Origin of the sequence: Rhodococcus sp. NPDC059234 (genome assembly GCF_042754225.1) — a bacterium.
Classification (GTDB): Bacteria; Actinomycetota; Actinomycetes; order Mycobacteriales; family Mycobacteriaceae; genus Rhodococcus_G.
Genome location: NZ_JBHZAH010000125.1, coordinates 1 through 13,736 on the forward strand (window position 1 = coordinate 1; position 13,736 = coordinate 13,736).

General features: G+C 70.0%; 14 protein-coding genes. 4 read left to right on the forward strand and 10 right to left on the reverse strand.

The annotated features are described in order from the left end of the window. From ACFXGJ_RS20815 to ACFXGJ_RS20830, 4 genes are all read right to left on the reverse strand, one after another. Positions 1–402: DoxX family protein (locus ACFXGJ_RS20815; RefSeq protein ID WP_378624095.1), on the reverse strand; the 402-nt coding region annotated here is incomplete at its 3' end. 72 nt (positions 403–474) lie between these two features. Next, positions 475–849, reverse strand: a complete 375-nt coding sequence (locus ACFXGJ_RS20820; RefSeq protein ID WP_378624098.1) for a DUF2784 domain-containing protein — start codon at positions 847–849, stop codon at positions 475–477. A gap of 54 nt (positions 850–903) precedes the next feature. After that, positions 904–1,263 carry a GntR family transcriptional regulator gene (locus ACFXGJ_RS20825; RefSeq protein ID WP_378624101.1) on the reverse strand — a complete coding sequence of 120 codons (360 nt, stop codon included), beginning with the start codon at positions 1,261–1,263 and terminating at the stop codon, positions 904–906. A gap of 36 nt (positions 1,264–1,299) precedes the next feature. After that, complete coding sequence (locus tag ACFXGJ_RS20830) at positions 1,300–1,728, reverse strand: nuclear transport factor 2 family protein (protein ID WP_378624103.1); 429 nt, start codon at positions 1,726–1,728, stop codon at positions 1,300–1,302. A 57-nt stretch (positions 1,729–1,785) separates the two neighbouring features. On the opposite strand from ACFXGJ_RS20830, the gene arsC reads away from it, so the two are divergent. Beyond that, complete coding sequence (gene arsC / locus ACFXGJ_RS20835) at positions 1,786–2,133, forward strand: arsenate reductase (glutaredoxin) (protein WP_378624106.1); 348 nt, start codon at positions 1,786–1,788, stop codon at positions 2,131–2,133. Positions 2,134–2,202: 69 nt separating this feature from the next. On the opposite strand, the gene ACFXGJ_RS20840 is transcribed toward arsC, so the two are convergent. From ACFXGJ_RS20840 to ACFXGJ_RS20850, 3 genes are read right to left on the reverse strand one after another with little or no spacing between them, the layout of a single operon-like run. Further along, the gene (locus ACFXGJ_RS20840; protein WP_378624109.1) at positions 2,203–3,420 is read right to left on the reverse strand and encodes an arginine deiminase; all 1,218 of its coding nucleotides are present in this window, start codon (positions 3,418–3,420) and stop codon (positions 2,203–2,205) included. Positions 3,421–3,472: 52 nt separating this feature from the next. Continuing rightward, the gene (locus ACFXGJ_RS20845; RefSeq protein ID WP_378624111.1) at positions 3,473–4,105 is read right to left on the reverse strand and encodes a response regulator; all 633 of its coding nucleotides are present in this window, start codon (positions 4,103–4,105) and stop codon (positions 3,473–3,475) included. Beyond that, the gene (locus ACFXGJ_RS20850) at positions 4,102–5,271 is read right to left on the reverse strand and encodes a sensor histidine kinase (RefSeq protein WP_378624130.1); all 1,170 of its coding nucleotides are present in this window, start codon (positions 5,269–5,271) and stop codon (positions 4,102–4,104) included. Before ACFXGJ_RS20850 ends, ACFXGJ_RS20845 begins: the two co-directional genes overlap by 4 nt. A gap of 200 nt (positions 5,272–5,471) precedes the next feature. On the opposite strand from ACFXGJ_RS20850, the gene ACFXGJ_RS20855 reads away from it, so the two are divergent. Both ACFXGJ_RS20855 and ACFXGJ_RS20860 read left to right on the forward strand, forming a co-directional pair. Continuing rightward, positions 5,472–6,539 carry an ABC transporter permease gene (locus tag ACFXGJ_RS20855; protein WP_378624113.1) on the forward strand — a complete coding sequence of 356 codons (1,068 nt, stop codon included), beginning with the start codon at positions 5,472–5,474 and terminating at the stop codon, positions 6,537–6,539. Between the two features lie 34 nt (positions 6,540–6,573). Continuing rightward, a complete protein-coding gene (locus ACFXGJ_RS20860) occupies positions 6,574–7,257 on the forward strand; it encodes an ABC transporter ATP-binding protein (RefSeq protein ID WP_378624116.1) in 684 nt (227 codons plus the stop codon). A gap of 68 nt (positions 7,258–7,325) precedes the next feature. On the opposite strand, the gene ACFXGJ_RS20865 is transcribed toward ACFXGJ_RS20860, so the two are convergent. The 3 genes from ACFXGJ_RS20865 to ACFXGJ_RS20875 all read right to left on the reverse strand — a co-directional run bounded on the left by ACFXGJ_RS20865 (position 7,326) and on the right by ACFXGJ_RS20875 (position 10,112). Next, positions 7,326–8,771 (reverse strand): Ig-like domain-containing protein, encoded by a 1,446-nt coding sequence (locus tag ACFXGJ_RS20865; RefSeq protein WP_378624119.1) that lies wholly within the window; start codon positions 8,769–8,771, stop codon positions 7,326–7,328. Positions 8,772–8,997: 226 nt separating this feature from the next. Next, positions 8,998–9,831 (reverse strand): SDR family oxidoreductase, encoded by an 834-nt coding sequence (locus ACFXGJ_RS20870; RefSeq protein WP_378624121.1) that lies wholly within the window; start codon positions 9,829–9,831, stop codon positions 8,998–9,000. A gap of 125 nt (positions 9,832–9,956) precedes the next feature. Further along, positions 9,957–10,112: a hypothetical protein gene (locus ACFXGJ_RS20875; protein WP_378624124.1), complete on the reverse strand. Its 156-nt coding sequence runs from the start codon at positions 10,110–10,112 to the stop codon at positions 9,957–9,959. A 162-nt stretch (positions 10,113–10,274) separates the two neighbouring features. Between ACFXGJ_RS20875 and ACFXGJ_RS20880 the strand changes: the two genes are divergently transcribed. After that, positions 10,275–13,724: a protein kinase gene (locus ACFXGJ_RS20880; RefSeq protein WP_378624127.1), complete on the forward strand. Its 3,450-nt coding sequence runs from the start codon at positions 10,275–10,277 to the stop codon at positions 13,722–13,724. Positions 13,725–13,736: the final 12 nt, after the last annotated feature.

Genomic DNA, 13,736 nt, shown 5'->3' on the forward strand with positions numbered 1-13,736 from the left:
GCGACCCCCGACGAGGGCGTCGAGACTGATCCGGCCCGCACCGGTCGCGGCGAGCAGCAGCGAGCCGACGCCGAGCGCGACCACCAGTTCGTAGCCGGCGGGCATGAACAGGCCCTGGTCGTAGTGAACGATGAAGAAGGCCCCGAGCATGTCGAGGAACAGCAGGATTCCCGCGATCGGGGTGAGCAGCCCGGCGATCAGGAGGACGCCACCGCCCAACTCGATTGCGGCGGCGAGGATCGCGGACACGTCAGGTACCGGCGCACCCATCTGGTCGAACGACGCCTGGACGCCGTCGATCCCGTAGGTGAAGAACTTCTGCCAGCCGTGGGCCACGAAGATCACGCCGAGGCCGACGCGGGCGACGAGGATGGCGAGGTCGCGGAATGCGCTGGATTTCATGTGCTGGTCCTTTGCGGGGTGCGGCGCAGTGTGTGGGAACGTCCCCACTCTGACACAACTAAGGTTGAAGCGTCAACTAAATGACGCCGGAGCAGCGGCCCGCCCGCGCAGCACGAAACCCATCCACGACCCGAGGACGAGCGCCGCGACCAGCAGCCGGACCAGGTTCACCGCATCGACCGGGTACAGCACCCCGGTGATGTAGTGCGCGATGAACCCGCTCGGCGGCAGCGGCGGCCGGCCCGCCATGCCGCGCGCCCAGTTCTCCAGATTCGTCAGCGGGCAGTCGTACCCGACGAGCACCGAACCGAAGCCCCACACCACCGCGAACACGTGGAGCACGATCGTCCGGCGCCAACGCCAGGCGAGGAAACCACCGATCACCACGTAGCCGATGAAGGCGAAGTGGACGGTGACGGCGAGCATCTCGACCGCGGGGTAGACCATCACCACCTCCAGTGCCGGTCCCGAATCTCAGGGTAGTCCGGCGCGCCGCCCCGGTCAGGCTCCTCGAATGGCGGCATCCACCAGCCTGCGGGCGACCTCGTCGGCCAGCCCGAGCCCACGAACGACCGCGACGTACTCGGTCGCCGCCCGCTCGGCCGCGGCCATCGACGCGTCGCCCACCGCCGCCACGAACGACCCGAGCCGGCCGCGGGTCTCGATCGCGCCGAGGGTCTCGAGCTCGCGATACGACTTGGCGACCGTGTTGGCGGCCAGCCCGAGTTCCTCGGCGAGCGCCCGGACCGTCGGCAGCTTGGTGCCCGCGATCAGCGTGCCACCACGCACCTGCTCGAGGACCTGGCGCTTGAGCTGCTCGAAGGGGGCGGTCGGCGAATCGGGGTCGATGACGATGCGCATGTCGCGAGGCTAGCGCTGCGGGGCCGCACCGGCACCTCAGTCGGCGAAAGCCTCCGCGAGGTTCTCGAACCAGGCCGACTCCTCGACGAGTCTGCGACTGCGCCAGCCCCCCTCCGTGCGAACCAACTCGTGGTTGTACCAGCCACCGCAGAAGAACTGCTTGCCCGGCTTGACCACCATCGGGTTGAAGAACATCGCACGCACCGTGGCCTCGTCCCCCGCCAGGGTCACGTCCAGGTTGGACACGAAATGCTGTGTCCGGGTGAACAGGTCGAGCATCGGGGTCAGCGCGGACACCACTTCCTCGACCGTGCCCTGCGGCCCGCCGGTGGCCGAGTAGTCGATCTGCGCGTCCGGCGTGAACACCGTCCGGTACAGCGCCCAGTCCTTGGTGTCGACGGCATGGGCGTACCGCGTCAGGAGGTCCGTGATCTCGATGCGGTCGCCGATCGTCTGCAGGTCCATGCGGACATACAAGCGCACCGGCTCGCGGTTTCCACCCGGAACGGCAGAATGGGCTCCATGGCAACGAAAGCGACGATCTACCACAACCAGCGCTGCAGTACCTCCCGCACGGTCCTCGCCCTGATCGAGGAGGCGGGCATCACCCCGACGGTGGTCAAGTACCTCGAGACGCCGCCGTCGCGCGACGGCCTGCGCAAGCTGCTCGACGACGCGGGACTCAAGCCGAGCCAGGCGATCCGCAAGAAGGAGTCCGTCTACAAGGAGCTCGGACTGTCGGGGGCCGGCGAGGACGAACTGCTCGACGCCATGGTGGAGAACCCGATCCTTATCGAGCGGCCCATCGTGGTCACCGACGTCGGCACCGTCCTGGCCCGGCCCGCCGAAGCGGTGCGCGAGATCCTGTAGTCGCCCGCGGCACTGTGCGCGCAGACCACCCCGGCCGGGGTGCACAGCGCGCACGGGCCGCGCAGCGGCTCACAGCGGGTCCCGCTGCACCGGGCAGGACATGCAGCGCGGGCCGCCGCGTCCCGACCCCAGCTCGGAGCCCGCGATCCGCAGCACCTCGATGCCCGAGGACTCCAACCGCGCGTTGGTCTCGACGTTGCGCTCGTACGCCACCACCACACCGGGTGCCAGTGCCAGGGTGTTGTTGCCGTCGTCCCACTGCTCGCGCTCGGCGGTGACGTGGTCGAGCCCGGTGTCGATGACGCGCAACTTGCCGATGCCCATCGCGTCGGCGGCCGCCTCGACGAACGGGTCCGCACCCCGGATGCTCACCCCCGAGTCCTCCCGGCGCAGCGTGAACGCGGTCAGCGTGTGTGCGACGGCCGGGTACATCACCACCGCATCGACGTCGACCATCGTGCACACGGTGTCCAGGTGCATCGAGGCACGCTGCTGCTCGATGGGCACCACCAGCACGGTGTGGGCGAGGTCGTCCTCGAAGACGCTGCGCGCCAAGGCCTCCGCCCCCGCGGGGGTGGTCCGCTCCCCCACTCCGACGGCGATCACCCCCGGCGCCAGCAGCAGCACGTCGCCGCCCTCGACCGGTGCGGTGTGCGACTCGTACGCCCGTCGCACACCGAGGAAGCGCGGGTGGTGGGCGTAGATGAGGTCGGTCAGCGAGGCCTCCCGCGCCCGCGCGGGCAGCGCCAGCGAGGTGATCGCCACCCGGTCGCCGATCCAGAACGAGGAGTCGCGGGTGAAGAGGAGGTTCGGCAGCGGTTCGATGACGAAGTCGCCGCCGTGGTGCATGCGCCGCACCAGGGAGGCGCCGCTCGGTCCGATCGGCAACTCGTCGAACGTCATTCCCGCCGTGAGCACCGTGGCCAGGGTGACCGGGTCCACCGTCCGCAGGTACGCCGACAGCTCCTGGGCGAGGGTGTGGCCGAGACGCCGCGGGTCCACCGCGGCGGCGATGCCCTGGATCCGCGCCGCCCCGCTGGCCGTGAGCGCCTCGGTGAGCACGTCCGAAAGCAGCAGCGTGTCCACCCCGCGCGAGCGCAGCAACTCGGCGAACGCGTCGTGCTCGTCCTGCGCGCGGTCGACCCAGGGCAGGCCGTCGAAGAGCAGCTGGTCGTTGTTGCGCGGGGTCAGCCGCTTGAGCTCGTCACCGGGCCGGTGCAGCAGCACCGTGCGCAGGGTCCCCACCTCGGAGTCGACCCCCGGACCGGAAGAACGTTCGCTCGCCATGACTCGACGGTAGTGCGCATGCGAACGCGCCGCGAGCGATCCGAGGGGCCGGTCAGGCGATCAGACCGCGTTCCCTGGCCGCCGCCACCGCGGCGGTCCGACTGTCCACGGCGAGCTTCGAGAACACGTGCACCAGGTGCGATTTCACGGTGGCCTCGGTGACGAACAGCTCCTTGGCGATGGCCCGGTTGGACAGACCCCGTGCGACCAGCGCCACGATCTCGGTCTCGCGCGTACTCAACTCCACCCGTGGCGACCGAATTCTTCGGTAGAGCCGTTGCGCGACATCGGGATTGAGCACAGTCTCGCCGCGCGCCGCGGCGCGGACCGCATCCATCAGCACCGTGGGGTCACTGTCCTTGAGCAGGTATCCCGCTGCCCCCGCCTCCACCGCACGCAGGATGTCCGCATCGGTGTCGTAGGTGGTGAGCACCACCACCCGCGGTGGGTCCGGTCGCGCGGTGATGGCGGCCGTGGCCTGCGCCCCGTCCATCCCCTCCCCGAGCCGCAGGTCCATCAGCACCACGTCGGGATTCTCGCTGTCGACGAGCTCGAGTGCCGCTTCCCCGGAGGAAGCCTCCGCCACCACCTCGAGGCCGTCGTGGGAGGACAGCAGAGCCCGCATGCCCGCCCGCACCACCGGGTGGTCGTCGACGAGCAGGATGCGCAGTCGGTCGCCGGTCATCGCTGCTCCGTTCGCACGGGAAGCGTTGCCGCCAGAGCCGTTCCGTCCCCCGGCGCCGACTCCACGACCAGCGCACCGCCGAACGAGTCGAGCCGGTCCCGCATGGCGCGCAGGCCGAACGAGGTGGGCGCGAAATCGCCGTCCGGGTCGAACCCGACACCGTTGTCGACAACGTCGAGCCGGATCTCGTCGAGACCGTAGCTCAACGTCAGCCGAACCTGCCGTGCAGAGGAGTGCAGTCGCACGTTCGCCAGGGCACTCTGCGCCACCCGCAGCAGCGCCACGTCGTAGTCCATCGGGAGCGCGACGACCTCGCCGTCGACGACCAGCTCGCCGACGATGCCGGTGTGCTCACGCAACTGCGCCAGCAGTCGTCGCAGCGCCGACGCCAGGGACGCGTCCTCGAGCGCCGACGGGGTGAGGGCCCCGACCACCCGGCGCGCCTCGGCCAGATTGTCCTGCGCCGTCTCCGCGATCTGTCCGAGAACCGCCGCCGGCTCGTCGCTGCGTTGCCCCGCCCGTGCCAGCAGGACGATGGAGGAGAACCCCTGGGCGAGGGTGTCGTGGATGTCGCGGGCCAGCCTGGCCCGCTCGTCGACCGCGCCTGCCTCGCGCTGCAGCGACGCGAGTTCGTCCTGAGCGCTGAGCAATTCGTTGTGCGAGCTGGTCAGCTCGTCGAACAGCCGACGACGCTGCTGGGCGTCGCGCAGCAGTTGCTGGTAGACCACCGCCATGCCGGCCGCGGCCGTGGCGCCGAAGATCGGGCCCAGGATGGAGGCGAGCGTGTTGTCGGTGCCGTGCCAGAGCACGCCGCCGATCGCGACCGCCGTGATCGCGACCGTGGACGCCAGCGCGCTGCGCGTAGAGAGCAGATGGAAGCACAGGAAGAACAGCGGGAACGCCAGCCATACGAAGTTGACGCTCAGCGCCGCGAGGCCCAGCCAGCCGAGCACGAGGACGCCGAGCCAGACCCGGCCGTACCAGTCGCCGCCGCCGGCCGCGGACTTGCGGGCGAACCACATGCCGAGCAGATACCAGCCCAGGACCACGGTCGCGAGAATCAGCGCGGCGACCCGGTGGTCGTCGTCCACGGCGCTGCGTGCCGCGCCGACCGCCAGCAGGAGCACGAACAGTGCGTGCGCGCCGAGTTGCATGATGCGCAGCACCGGCGCCGGACCGTCGTCGTGGCCGCGCGTGAGTGCCGCGCCGTCGCCGTGGCCGGGGTCCGAGTACTGCATTGCATCAACGCTAACACCCACCCGATGCTCTGACCGGCCACGACGGGCGATCTCCAACTTTCGATTGACCGCGGTACCCATCCGTTGCGCGATGCCGTGACCGGGCCCGCGCGGCCACGCTGGTAGCCATGTTCCTCAGTATTCGTGACCTCCGATTCGCCAAGGGCCGCTTCGCGCTCATGAGCGTGGTGCTGTTCCTGATCTCGCTGATGGTGGTGATGCTCTCGGGTTTGACAGCGGGACTGGGCAACCAGTCGATCGCGGCGGTGAAGAACCTCGGCGCGAACTCCTTCGCGTTCGGCGCTCCCGCCGAGGGACAGAAGGTGTCCTTCAGTGATTCCCAGGTCACGCAGGAACAGCAGCGCGAACTCGCGGCAACGCCCGGCGTCGACGCGGCCTCCATCATCGGCATCGCCCCCGCCCGCGTGACCGCCGACGGACGCGACATCAGTGCGAGCGCCTTCGGCGTCGACGGCTCGTCGTTCGCCGCCCCCGTCCCGCTCGCACCCGGCGAGATCGCCGTCAATCGGGATCTCGCACAGGACAACAACTGGGCCGTCGGCCGGACAGTCGAACTGAGCGGTCGACCGTTCACCGTCTCGGCGCTGGTCGACGACTCGTTCTACAGCCACCAGTCGGTGGTGTGGCTCGATCGCGCCGACTGGCTGGCGCTGCCGACCGCGGGCGGCAGCGAGGGCACCGTGATCGCGATGCGGACCTCGGCAGGCTTCGACGCGAACGCCGCCGGTGCCGCGACCGGGACCGCCGTGACCGACGAGAAGGGGGCGATCAACGCGATCGGGTCCTACACCTCCGAGCACGGTTCGCTGCTGTTGATGCAGGGCATGCTCCTGGTGGTCAGCGCTCTGGTCGTGGGCGCCTTCTTCACGATCTGGACGATCCAGCGCGGACAGGACCTGGCCGTGCTCAAGGCGGTCGGCGCGTCCACCGGCTATCTGCTGCGCGACGCGCTGACCCAAGGGCTGATCGTGATGCTGCTCGGCGCGGGCCTCGGCACACTCGCCGCGGTCGGGCTGGGCGCGGTCGCGGCGACCGCGGTCCCGTTCACCCTCACCGCGACCGGCACCTTCCTGCCCTTCTTCGCCCTGATCGCGCTCGGCATGCTCGGCGCGACCGCCGCGCTGACCCGAATCGTCTCGGCCGACCCGCTGACCGCGCTGGGTTCGGCGCGCTGACCGCGACCTGTCGCCACTACCCGAGGAGAACGCCATGAGCATCGTCCTGAAGAACACCGTCCTCACCTATCCCGACGGCGACACCCGCCTGCGCGCCCTCGACGACGTCGACTTCGCCGTCGGCCGCAGCGAACTGGTCGCCGTGACCGGCCCGTCGGGCTCCGGAAAGTCCAGCCTGCTGGCCGTGGCAGGCCTGTTGATCACGCCCGACTCCGGCACCGTCACCGTCGACGGCGTCGACGTGACCGGCCTGAGCAGGTCGGAGCGCACCACCGTACGACGCACGCAACTCGGGTTCGTCTTCCAGCAGGCCAACCTGATCGCCTCGCTCACCGCGACCGAGCAGTTGCTGATGATCACCCACCTCAGCGGTGGAAAGGTCCGCGGTCAGCGGGGCCGCGCCCGGGATCTGCTGTCCGCGCTCGGTCTCGAACAGCAGCTCGACAAGCGGCCGCACCAGCTCTCCGGCGGCCAGCGACAGCGAGTGGCGATCGCCCGGAGCCTGATGAACGACCCGTCGGTGCTGCTGGTGGACGAGCCGACCTCCGCACTCGACGAGAACCGCAGCCGCGAGATCGTCGGTCTGCTGGCCGACCTCAGCCGGGAGCGGGACGTGGCGATCGTGATGGTCACCCACGACCTCGGCCAGCTCGACCTCGTCGACGACGTCTACGAGATGCACAGCGGGAGGTTGACGCGGGCGGCCGTCGCTGCCTGATCGCACACACGCCACCGGCCCGGACGCACGATGCGTCCGGGCCGGTGGCCGTTACGGGTCGGCGACGATCAGCTGCCGTTGCCCCCGAGCAGTCCGCCGATCATGTCGGCGCTGCCGCCGCCGGCGGTGGGCGGCAGGGTGTCCGCGACGGTGAGCGTGCCGGTGCCCTCGGACGGGAGGAATCCGGGCGCGCCGGTGTAGACGGCGCGGATGTCCGCGACGCCGTCGACGGAGAAGATGTTGGTCATGTTGGCCTTGCCGTTGACGAGCGCCACCGGGTTACCGATCGGCTCGGTGCCGCTGTAGAAGCGGACGGTGCCGCCGGTGGCGTTCGGGGCCACCTGCGCGACGAGGAAGGCCGCGTTCCCCTTCTGCACGACGGTCGGCAGGATCAGCGTCGTCGTGGTCGCCACGTCGGTCGCATTGGGATCGGCGATGGTGAGGGTCACCGCGGGTGAGGTGGATCCGGTGAATCCGGGCACACCGGAGTACACGGCGGTGATCGACTTGGCGCCGGGCAGCGTGAACGGAACGGACACGGTGGCCGTGCCGTCGGCACCGACCGGCGCGGTGCCGAGCACCGTGGCGCCTGCCTTGAACGTCACGTCGCCGCCGGTCGGGAACGGGGACACCTGCGCCTTGAGGGCGACGTCGACACCGGTCAGCGCCGTGGGCGGCACGATCAGCGTCGTCGAGGTGGTCATGTCACCCGGCGCGACGGTCACGTTCTGGACGGGCGAGGTCGATGCGGCCGCGAACGGCGTCACGAGGAACTGCGCGGTGAGAGCCTGCGGTCCGGCATCGGCGATGGCGGGCTTCCAGGTGAAGGTGGCGAAGCCGTTGTCCGCGTCGAGCGCTCCGGACCCGAGTTCGTTGGTGCCCGCGAAGAACTTGACCAGGTCGCCCTTGCGGCCGCCGAGCACGTTGGCCGTCATCTTCACCGGCTCGCCCGCCTTGCCGACGGTGACCGGGTTGAGCTGGGTGGTGGTCACATTCTTGGCGACCGTGACCAGCGGACCCTTGGTGTCGAAGGTGCCGGAGGTGGCGCCGCCGCCGTACTTGAAGCCGGTGGTTTGGATGACCTCGCGGGTGCAGTTGGCGCCGACGACGTACTGGAACTCGGTCGTCGGCGAGCCGTTGGCCACGGCCGCGTCGATCGGCCAGCTGCCGGCCACGCGCACCACGCCCGCGCCCGTGCTCTGCAGCGGCACGGTCAGCCCGGACACCTTCGCGGTGCCGGTCTTGTAGGTGAAGCAGGTCGGGGTGTAGCTCTCGAACCAGTTCAGCGTGTCCGGTGTGGCGGTGCCCGCGAACTGCGTTGTCACCGTCACCGTCTCACCCTCGTTCGGGGTCACGTTGCTCACCGTGCGGGTGATGGAGTTCGCACCGTCCTGCACCGTGATCGTCTCGGGCGCCGCACTCGCCACGCCCGCCCCCATCGTCACCGTGAATCCTGCGGCGACCGCTAACGCACCCGTCGCCGCGACCGCGCGGCGCACAGACATCCCCGACATGCCTTTTCCTCCAGAGCCGTGGGCGCCCACGACCGTGGGAGCACCCCGTGTTGTCGCCGGCGAGAACCGACTCCCCCCGTCCCGGGGGCCATCGGCATGGGCCGAATCGAAGGGCAGTAGACCACGTCGGCGGACCCGGCGAGGGCACTTTCGGCCAACAAGATGGACGCTTGTCCGGTCCGGTCGGCCGAAAACAGACCAATAGGTCAGGGAGGGCGAGATCGGCTCAGAGGAACTTGCTGAACTGGTCGTTGGCCTTCTGCATCACGAACTCGTACGGCGGCGCGAACTTGCGCGCCCACCAGTAGCCGAAGCGGATGTCGTTGGAGGTGTAGACGAGGTAGCGGTCGCGCTTGATGCCGCGCACGATGCAGTCGGCCACCTTCTCCGGGGTCACCGCGCGCTTCTCGAAGCGGTGCACCATCTTCTGCACCCGCGGATCGTCGCGGTCGACGCCCGCGATCTGCACCGTGCCCACGAGCGGGGTCTTCACACCACCCGGCACCACCAGGGAGACCCCGATGCCGTGCCGCTTGAGGTCGAAACGCAGCACCTCGGAGACGCCGCGCAGACCGAACTTGCTGGCGCTGTACGCCGCATGCCACGGCAGCGCGAGGAGGCCTGCCGCCGAGGACACGTTGACGAGATGACCGCCACGGCCGGCCCGCACCATGGGCGGCACGAAGTTCTCGATCACGTGGATCGGTCCCATCAGGTTGACGTCGACCATCGACTTCCAGTGCCGGTGCTCGAGGTTCTCGACCGTCCCCCAGGCGGAGATGCCGGCGACGTTCATCACCACGTCGAGCGAGCCGTGGGCGGCATCGACGTCGCGGGCCCACGCGGTGACCGCGTCGTAGTCGGACACGTCCAGCACCCTCGACTCCACCACCGTCCCGCCGGCACGGCCCACCATGTCGACGGTCTCCGCCAGACCCGCGGCATTGATGTCGGTCAGGAACAGTTCGCCGCCCTCGGCCGCGACGGCCAGTGCGGTGGCCCTGCCGATTCCACTGCCGGCGCCGGTGATCAGGCACTTCTTTCCGCGCAGATCCTTCACCGCTGTTTCCCCCTGCCCTGTGGTCGAGTCAGGCGGAGTCTACGCGGCGCCCACGGCGAGGGCACGGATCGTCGCGACCGCGCACCGGCAGCCGTCACTCGCCGGATGCGCGGTGCCGCACCGGCTTACAGGCGAGTCGACATCTCGTCCTGGTAGTCGCGGATCGTCTTCTCCATGGCGTCCGCGGCCGCCGTGTCGTCGTGGCGCCGGGCATCGTCGGCACGGTCTCGCAACGTCCGAATCGCGGTGCGCAACTCGTTGTCGGTCATCCTGTGGTCCATGCCTTCCAGTCTCCCCCGGACGATCGCGCCCGGCTAGCCGTTAGGCCCGATCGAGACCACACCGTTGACCCCGGTTTCACGCCCGGTTGCCCCGCCTCGACGCGGGTTAGGCTGGAGGCGTCCGCGGTCACAGGTGACACCAACCGAGATCGAGGCTCCACCATGGGCGAGGTCGACCCATTTGCGACGCAGCGGGACGGAACCGGGATTGCCGCCGAACTGGCGGCCGCGGGTTTCGAGGAACCCGAGGAAATCGGCCGGGGCGGTTTCGGAGTGGTGTACCGCTGCCAGCAGCGTGCCCTCGACCGTTCGGTCGCGGTGAAGCTGCTCACCACCGACCTGGACGAGGAGAACCTCGACCGGTTCCTGCGCGAGCAGCGCGCCATGGGTCGCCTCTCGGGACACCCGCACATCGTGAACATCCTGCAGTCCGGCGTCACCTCGGTCGGCCAGCCCTACATCGTGATGCCTTACCACCGGCACAACTCCCTCGAGGCTCGGGTGCGCGCCGAGGGCCCGCTGGACTGGGAGGAGGCTGTCAGCGTCGGGGTGAAGGTGGCGGGGGCACTCGAGACAGCGCACCGGGTCGGCACCCTGCACCGGGACGTCAAGCCCGCGAACATCCTGCTGACCGAGTTCGGCGAACCGCAGCTCTCCGACTTCGGAATTGCGCGTGTCACAGGAGGATTCGAAACGACCACCGGAACCTTCGCCGGGTCGCCCGCATTCACCGCACCGGAGGTGCTGCGCGGCCGTCCGGCCACCTCGGCGTCCGACGTCTACGGCCTCGGCTCGACCCTCTTCTGCCTGCTCACCGGGCACGCGGCCTACGAACGGCGCAGCGGCGAGAAGGTCGTCGCCCAGTTCCTGCGAATCACCACCGAACCGGTGCCCGATCTGCGCCCCGGCGGCACCCCCGCGGACGTCTGCGCGGTTGTCGAGGCGGCGATGTCCGAGGATCCGGCCGACCGCCCGGCGTCGGCCGCGGCGCTCGGCGAGGCATTACGCGATGTCCAGCGGCGGCACGGACTCCGGATCGACGAGATGGCGATACCCGACGGGCTCGAGGCCGACTCGGACCGAACCGACTCGACCGCAGCCTTCCCCGCCCCGGTCGCGACGACGGGGCGACGCGGCCATCGTGCCCCCGGCGGGCGCACGGCAGGCGGCACCACCACCCCGCCGATCCCCGAGACCCGGTTCCGGCCGCCGACCCCGACGCGAAGCCTGGTCGAGCGGAGCCGGCTGATCGAGGCCATGCACATCGACGAACGTCGACGGCTCACGGTCGTGCACGCGCCCGCCGGATACGGCAAGAGCACCCTCGCCGCACAGTGGCGGGACACCCTCGCCGCCGACGGCGTGGCCGTCGCCTGGCTCACCGTCGACAACGACGACAACAACGTGGTGTGGTTTCTCGCCCATCTCGTGGAGGCGATCCGGCGCGTAGAGCCCGCACTGGCGAGGCAACTGCAACTCACCCTCGAGGAGCATGCCGACGAGGCGGAGCGGTACGTTCTCACCTCGCTGGTCAACGAGATTCACGACCGCGGCGTGCGTACTGCCGTCGTCGTCGACGACTGGCACCGAGTGACCGACCCGGCATCGCTCGAGGCGCTGAACTTCCTGCTCGAGAACGGCTGCCATCACCTGCAGATTCTCGTCACCACCCGCAACATCGGCGGACTCCCGATGAGCCGCATGCGGGTTCGGCACGAGCTGGTCGAAATCGATTCCACCGCACTCCGTTTCGCCACCGAGGAGTCGCAACGGATGCTGGTCGAACTGGGCGGCCTGCAGATGACCCGCACCGACGTCGCCGAACTCAACGAGTCGACCGACGGCTGGGCGGCCGCCCTCCAGCTCGCCGCCCTGTCCCTGAGGGAGAGCGGAGATCCGGCCACACTGATCGACAGCATCTCCGGCGGGCACCACGCAATCGCCGAGTACCTCGCCGAGAACGTCCTCGACACCATGGATTCCACCACGCTCGAGTTCATGCTCGCGACGTCGGTGACGGCCAGGACGTGCGGTGCCCTCGCCTCCGAACTCACCGGGACCTCGCGGGGCTTGGCGATGCTCGAGGACGTCGAGCGCCGCGACCTGTTCCTGCGCCGGATCGACGACCGTCACGACCGCGACTGGTTCCGCTACCACCAGCTGTTCGCGAAGTACCTGCGCAGGCGCCTCGAACGCGATCACCCGGAACGGGTGCCCGAGCTGCACCGCACCGCCGCACGCTGGCTGGCCGCGCACGAGAACCTCAGTGAGGCGGTCGATCACGCGCTCGAGTCGGGCGACCCCGACTTCGCGGTCGACCTGGTGGAGCAGCACGGTGGCGGCCTCGTCGAGCGCTCCCAGCTGGCCACCCTGCTCGGACTGGTCGGTAAGCTGCCTCCCGCGCTCGCAGCGACCCGCCCCCGGCTGCAGCTTGCCGTGGCCTGGTCCAACGCGCTGCTGCAACGACTCGCCCCGACGCGCACCGCCCTCGACCTCGTCGGCGCTGCACTCGACCGTGCCGAGCCCACCCGCGACCGCGACGACCTGCGGGCGGAGGCGTCGGTCGTCGAGGGCGTCCTGGCCGTCTCGGCGGGTCGGCTCCACAACGTTCGCGAGCTCACCGCCGCCTGCCTGGAACGCGCGGAGTCCCTGCGTCCATGGGTCGTGTCGGCCGCCGCCAACGTCACCTCGCTGTGGGCGCTGCAACGCTACGACTTCGCCGAGGTGCGCAGGCTCCAGCAGTGGGCCGCCCCGTTCCACGAGCAGTCGAGCAGCCCCTTCAACGCGATGTACGGGTACTGCTTCGCCGGTATTGCGGCCAACGAGGAACTCGACGTGGACGCCGCGGAAGCCGACTTCCGCAACGCCCTCACCCATGCCGACAGGCTCGGCGGCGCACAGTCGCACATCTCGCGGCTGGCCGGATCACTGCTCGGCAACCTGCTCTACCAACGCGGCGATGTCGCAGGGGCCGAGCAGCTCCTCCACGAGAGCAGCGAGACATCCTCGGGGACAGCGGTCTTCGATTTCCGCGTCACGTCGCTCGGGGCGGGCGCGCGGATCAGCGATCTCCGCAGAACCATGACCTCCACGGCCCGCGACCTGTGGGGTCTGGCCAACGGTCCGCTGGTGGACCACTCGGGAGACCCCTCCGCGACGGATCGTCCGCCCGGCGCCGCACCGGAGGTCTCGGGGCTGGCCGCGTTCACCGCGGAGATCGAGGAGATCGCGGACATCCGCGCACTGACCGCCGGCGACGACCCCGACTCCGCCGAGATCGCGACGGCCAGGGCTCGCGGAATCGTCGCGCGCCTCGACGGAGCCGGCCGGGCCCGGGCCCTGCTGGAGGCGAAACGACTGCTCGCGGCGTGCCTGGCCGCGGCGGGGCATCTGGAGGAGGCCGAGGACGTCCTGGCACCGGTCGCCGCGACGTGCGCGGAACTCGGGCTGGTCCGGTTCCTGCTGGACGAGGGGCCAAAGCTCGTGACCGTCGTCGCGGCACTCGCGGCGGACCAGCGCGCCGACCGGTGGCCGACGGACCGGCCGGCCGTCCCGGTCGGCTTCCTCGAGGACGTTCTCGCCGCCGCCGCGGAACCCGGCGAGCGCGGTTGAACCCTCGAGACG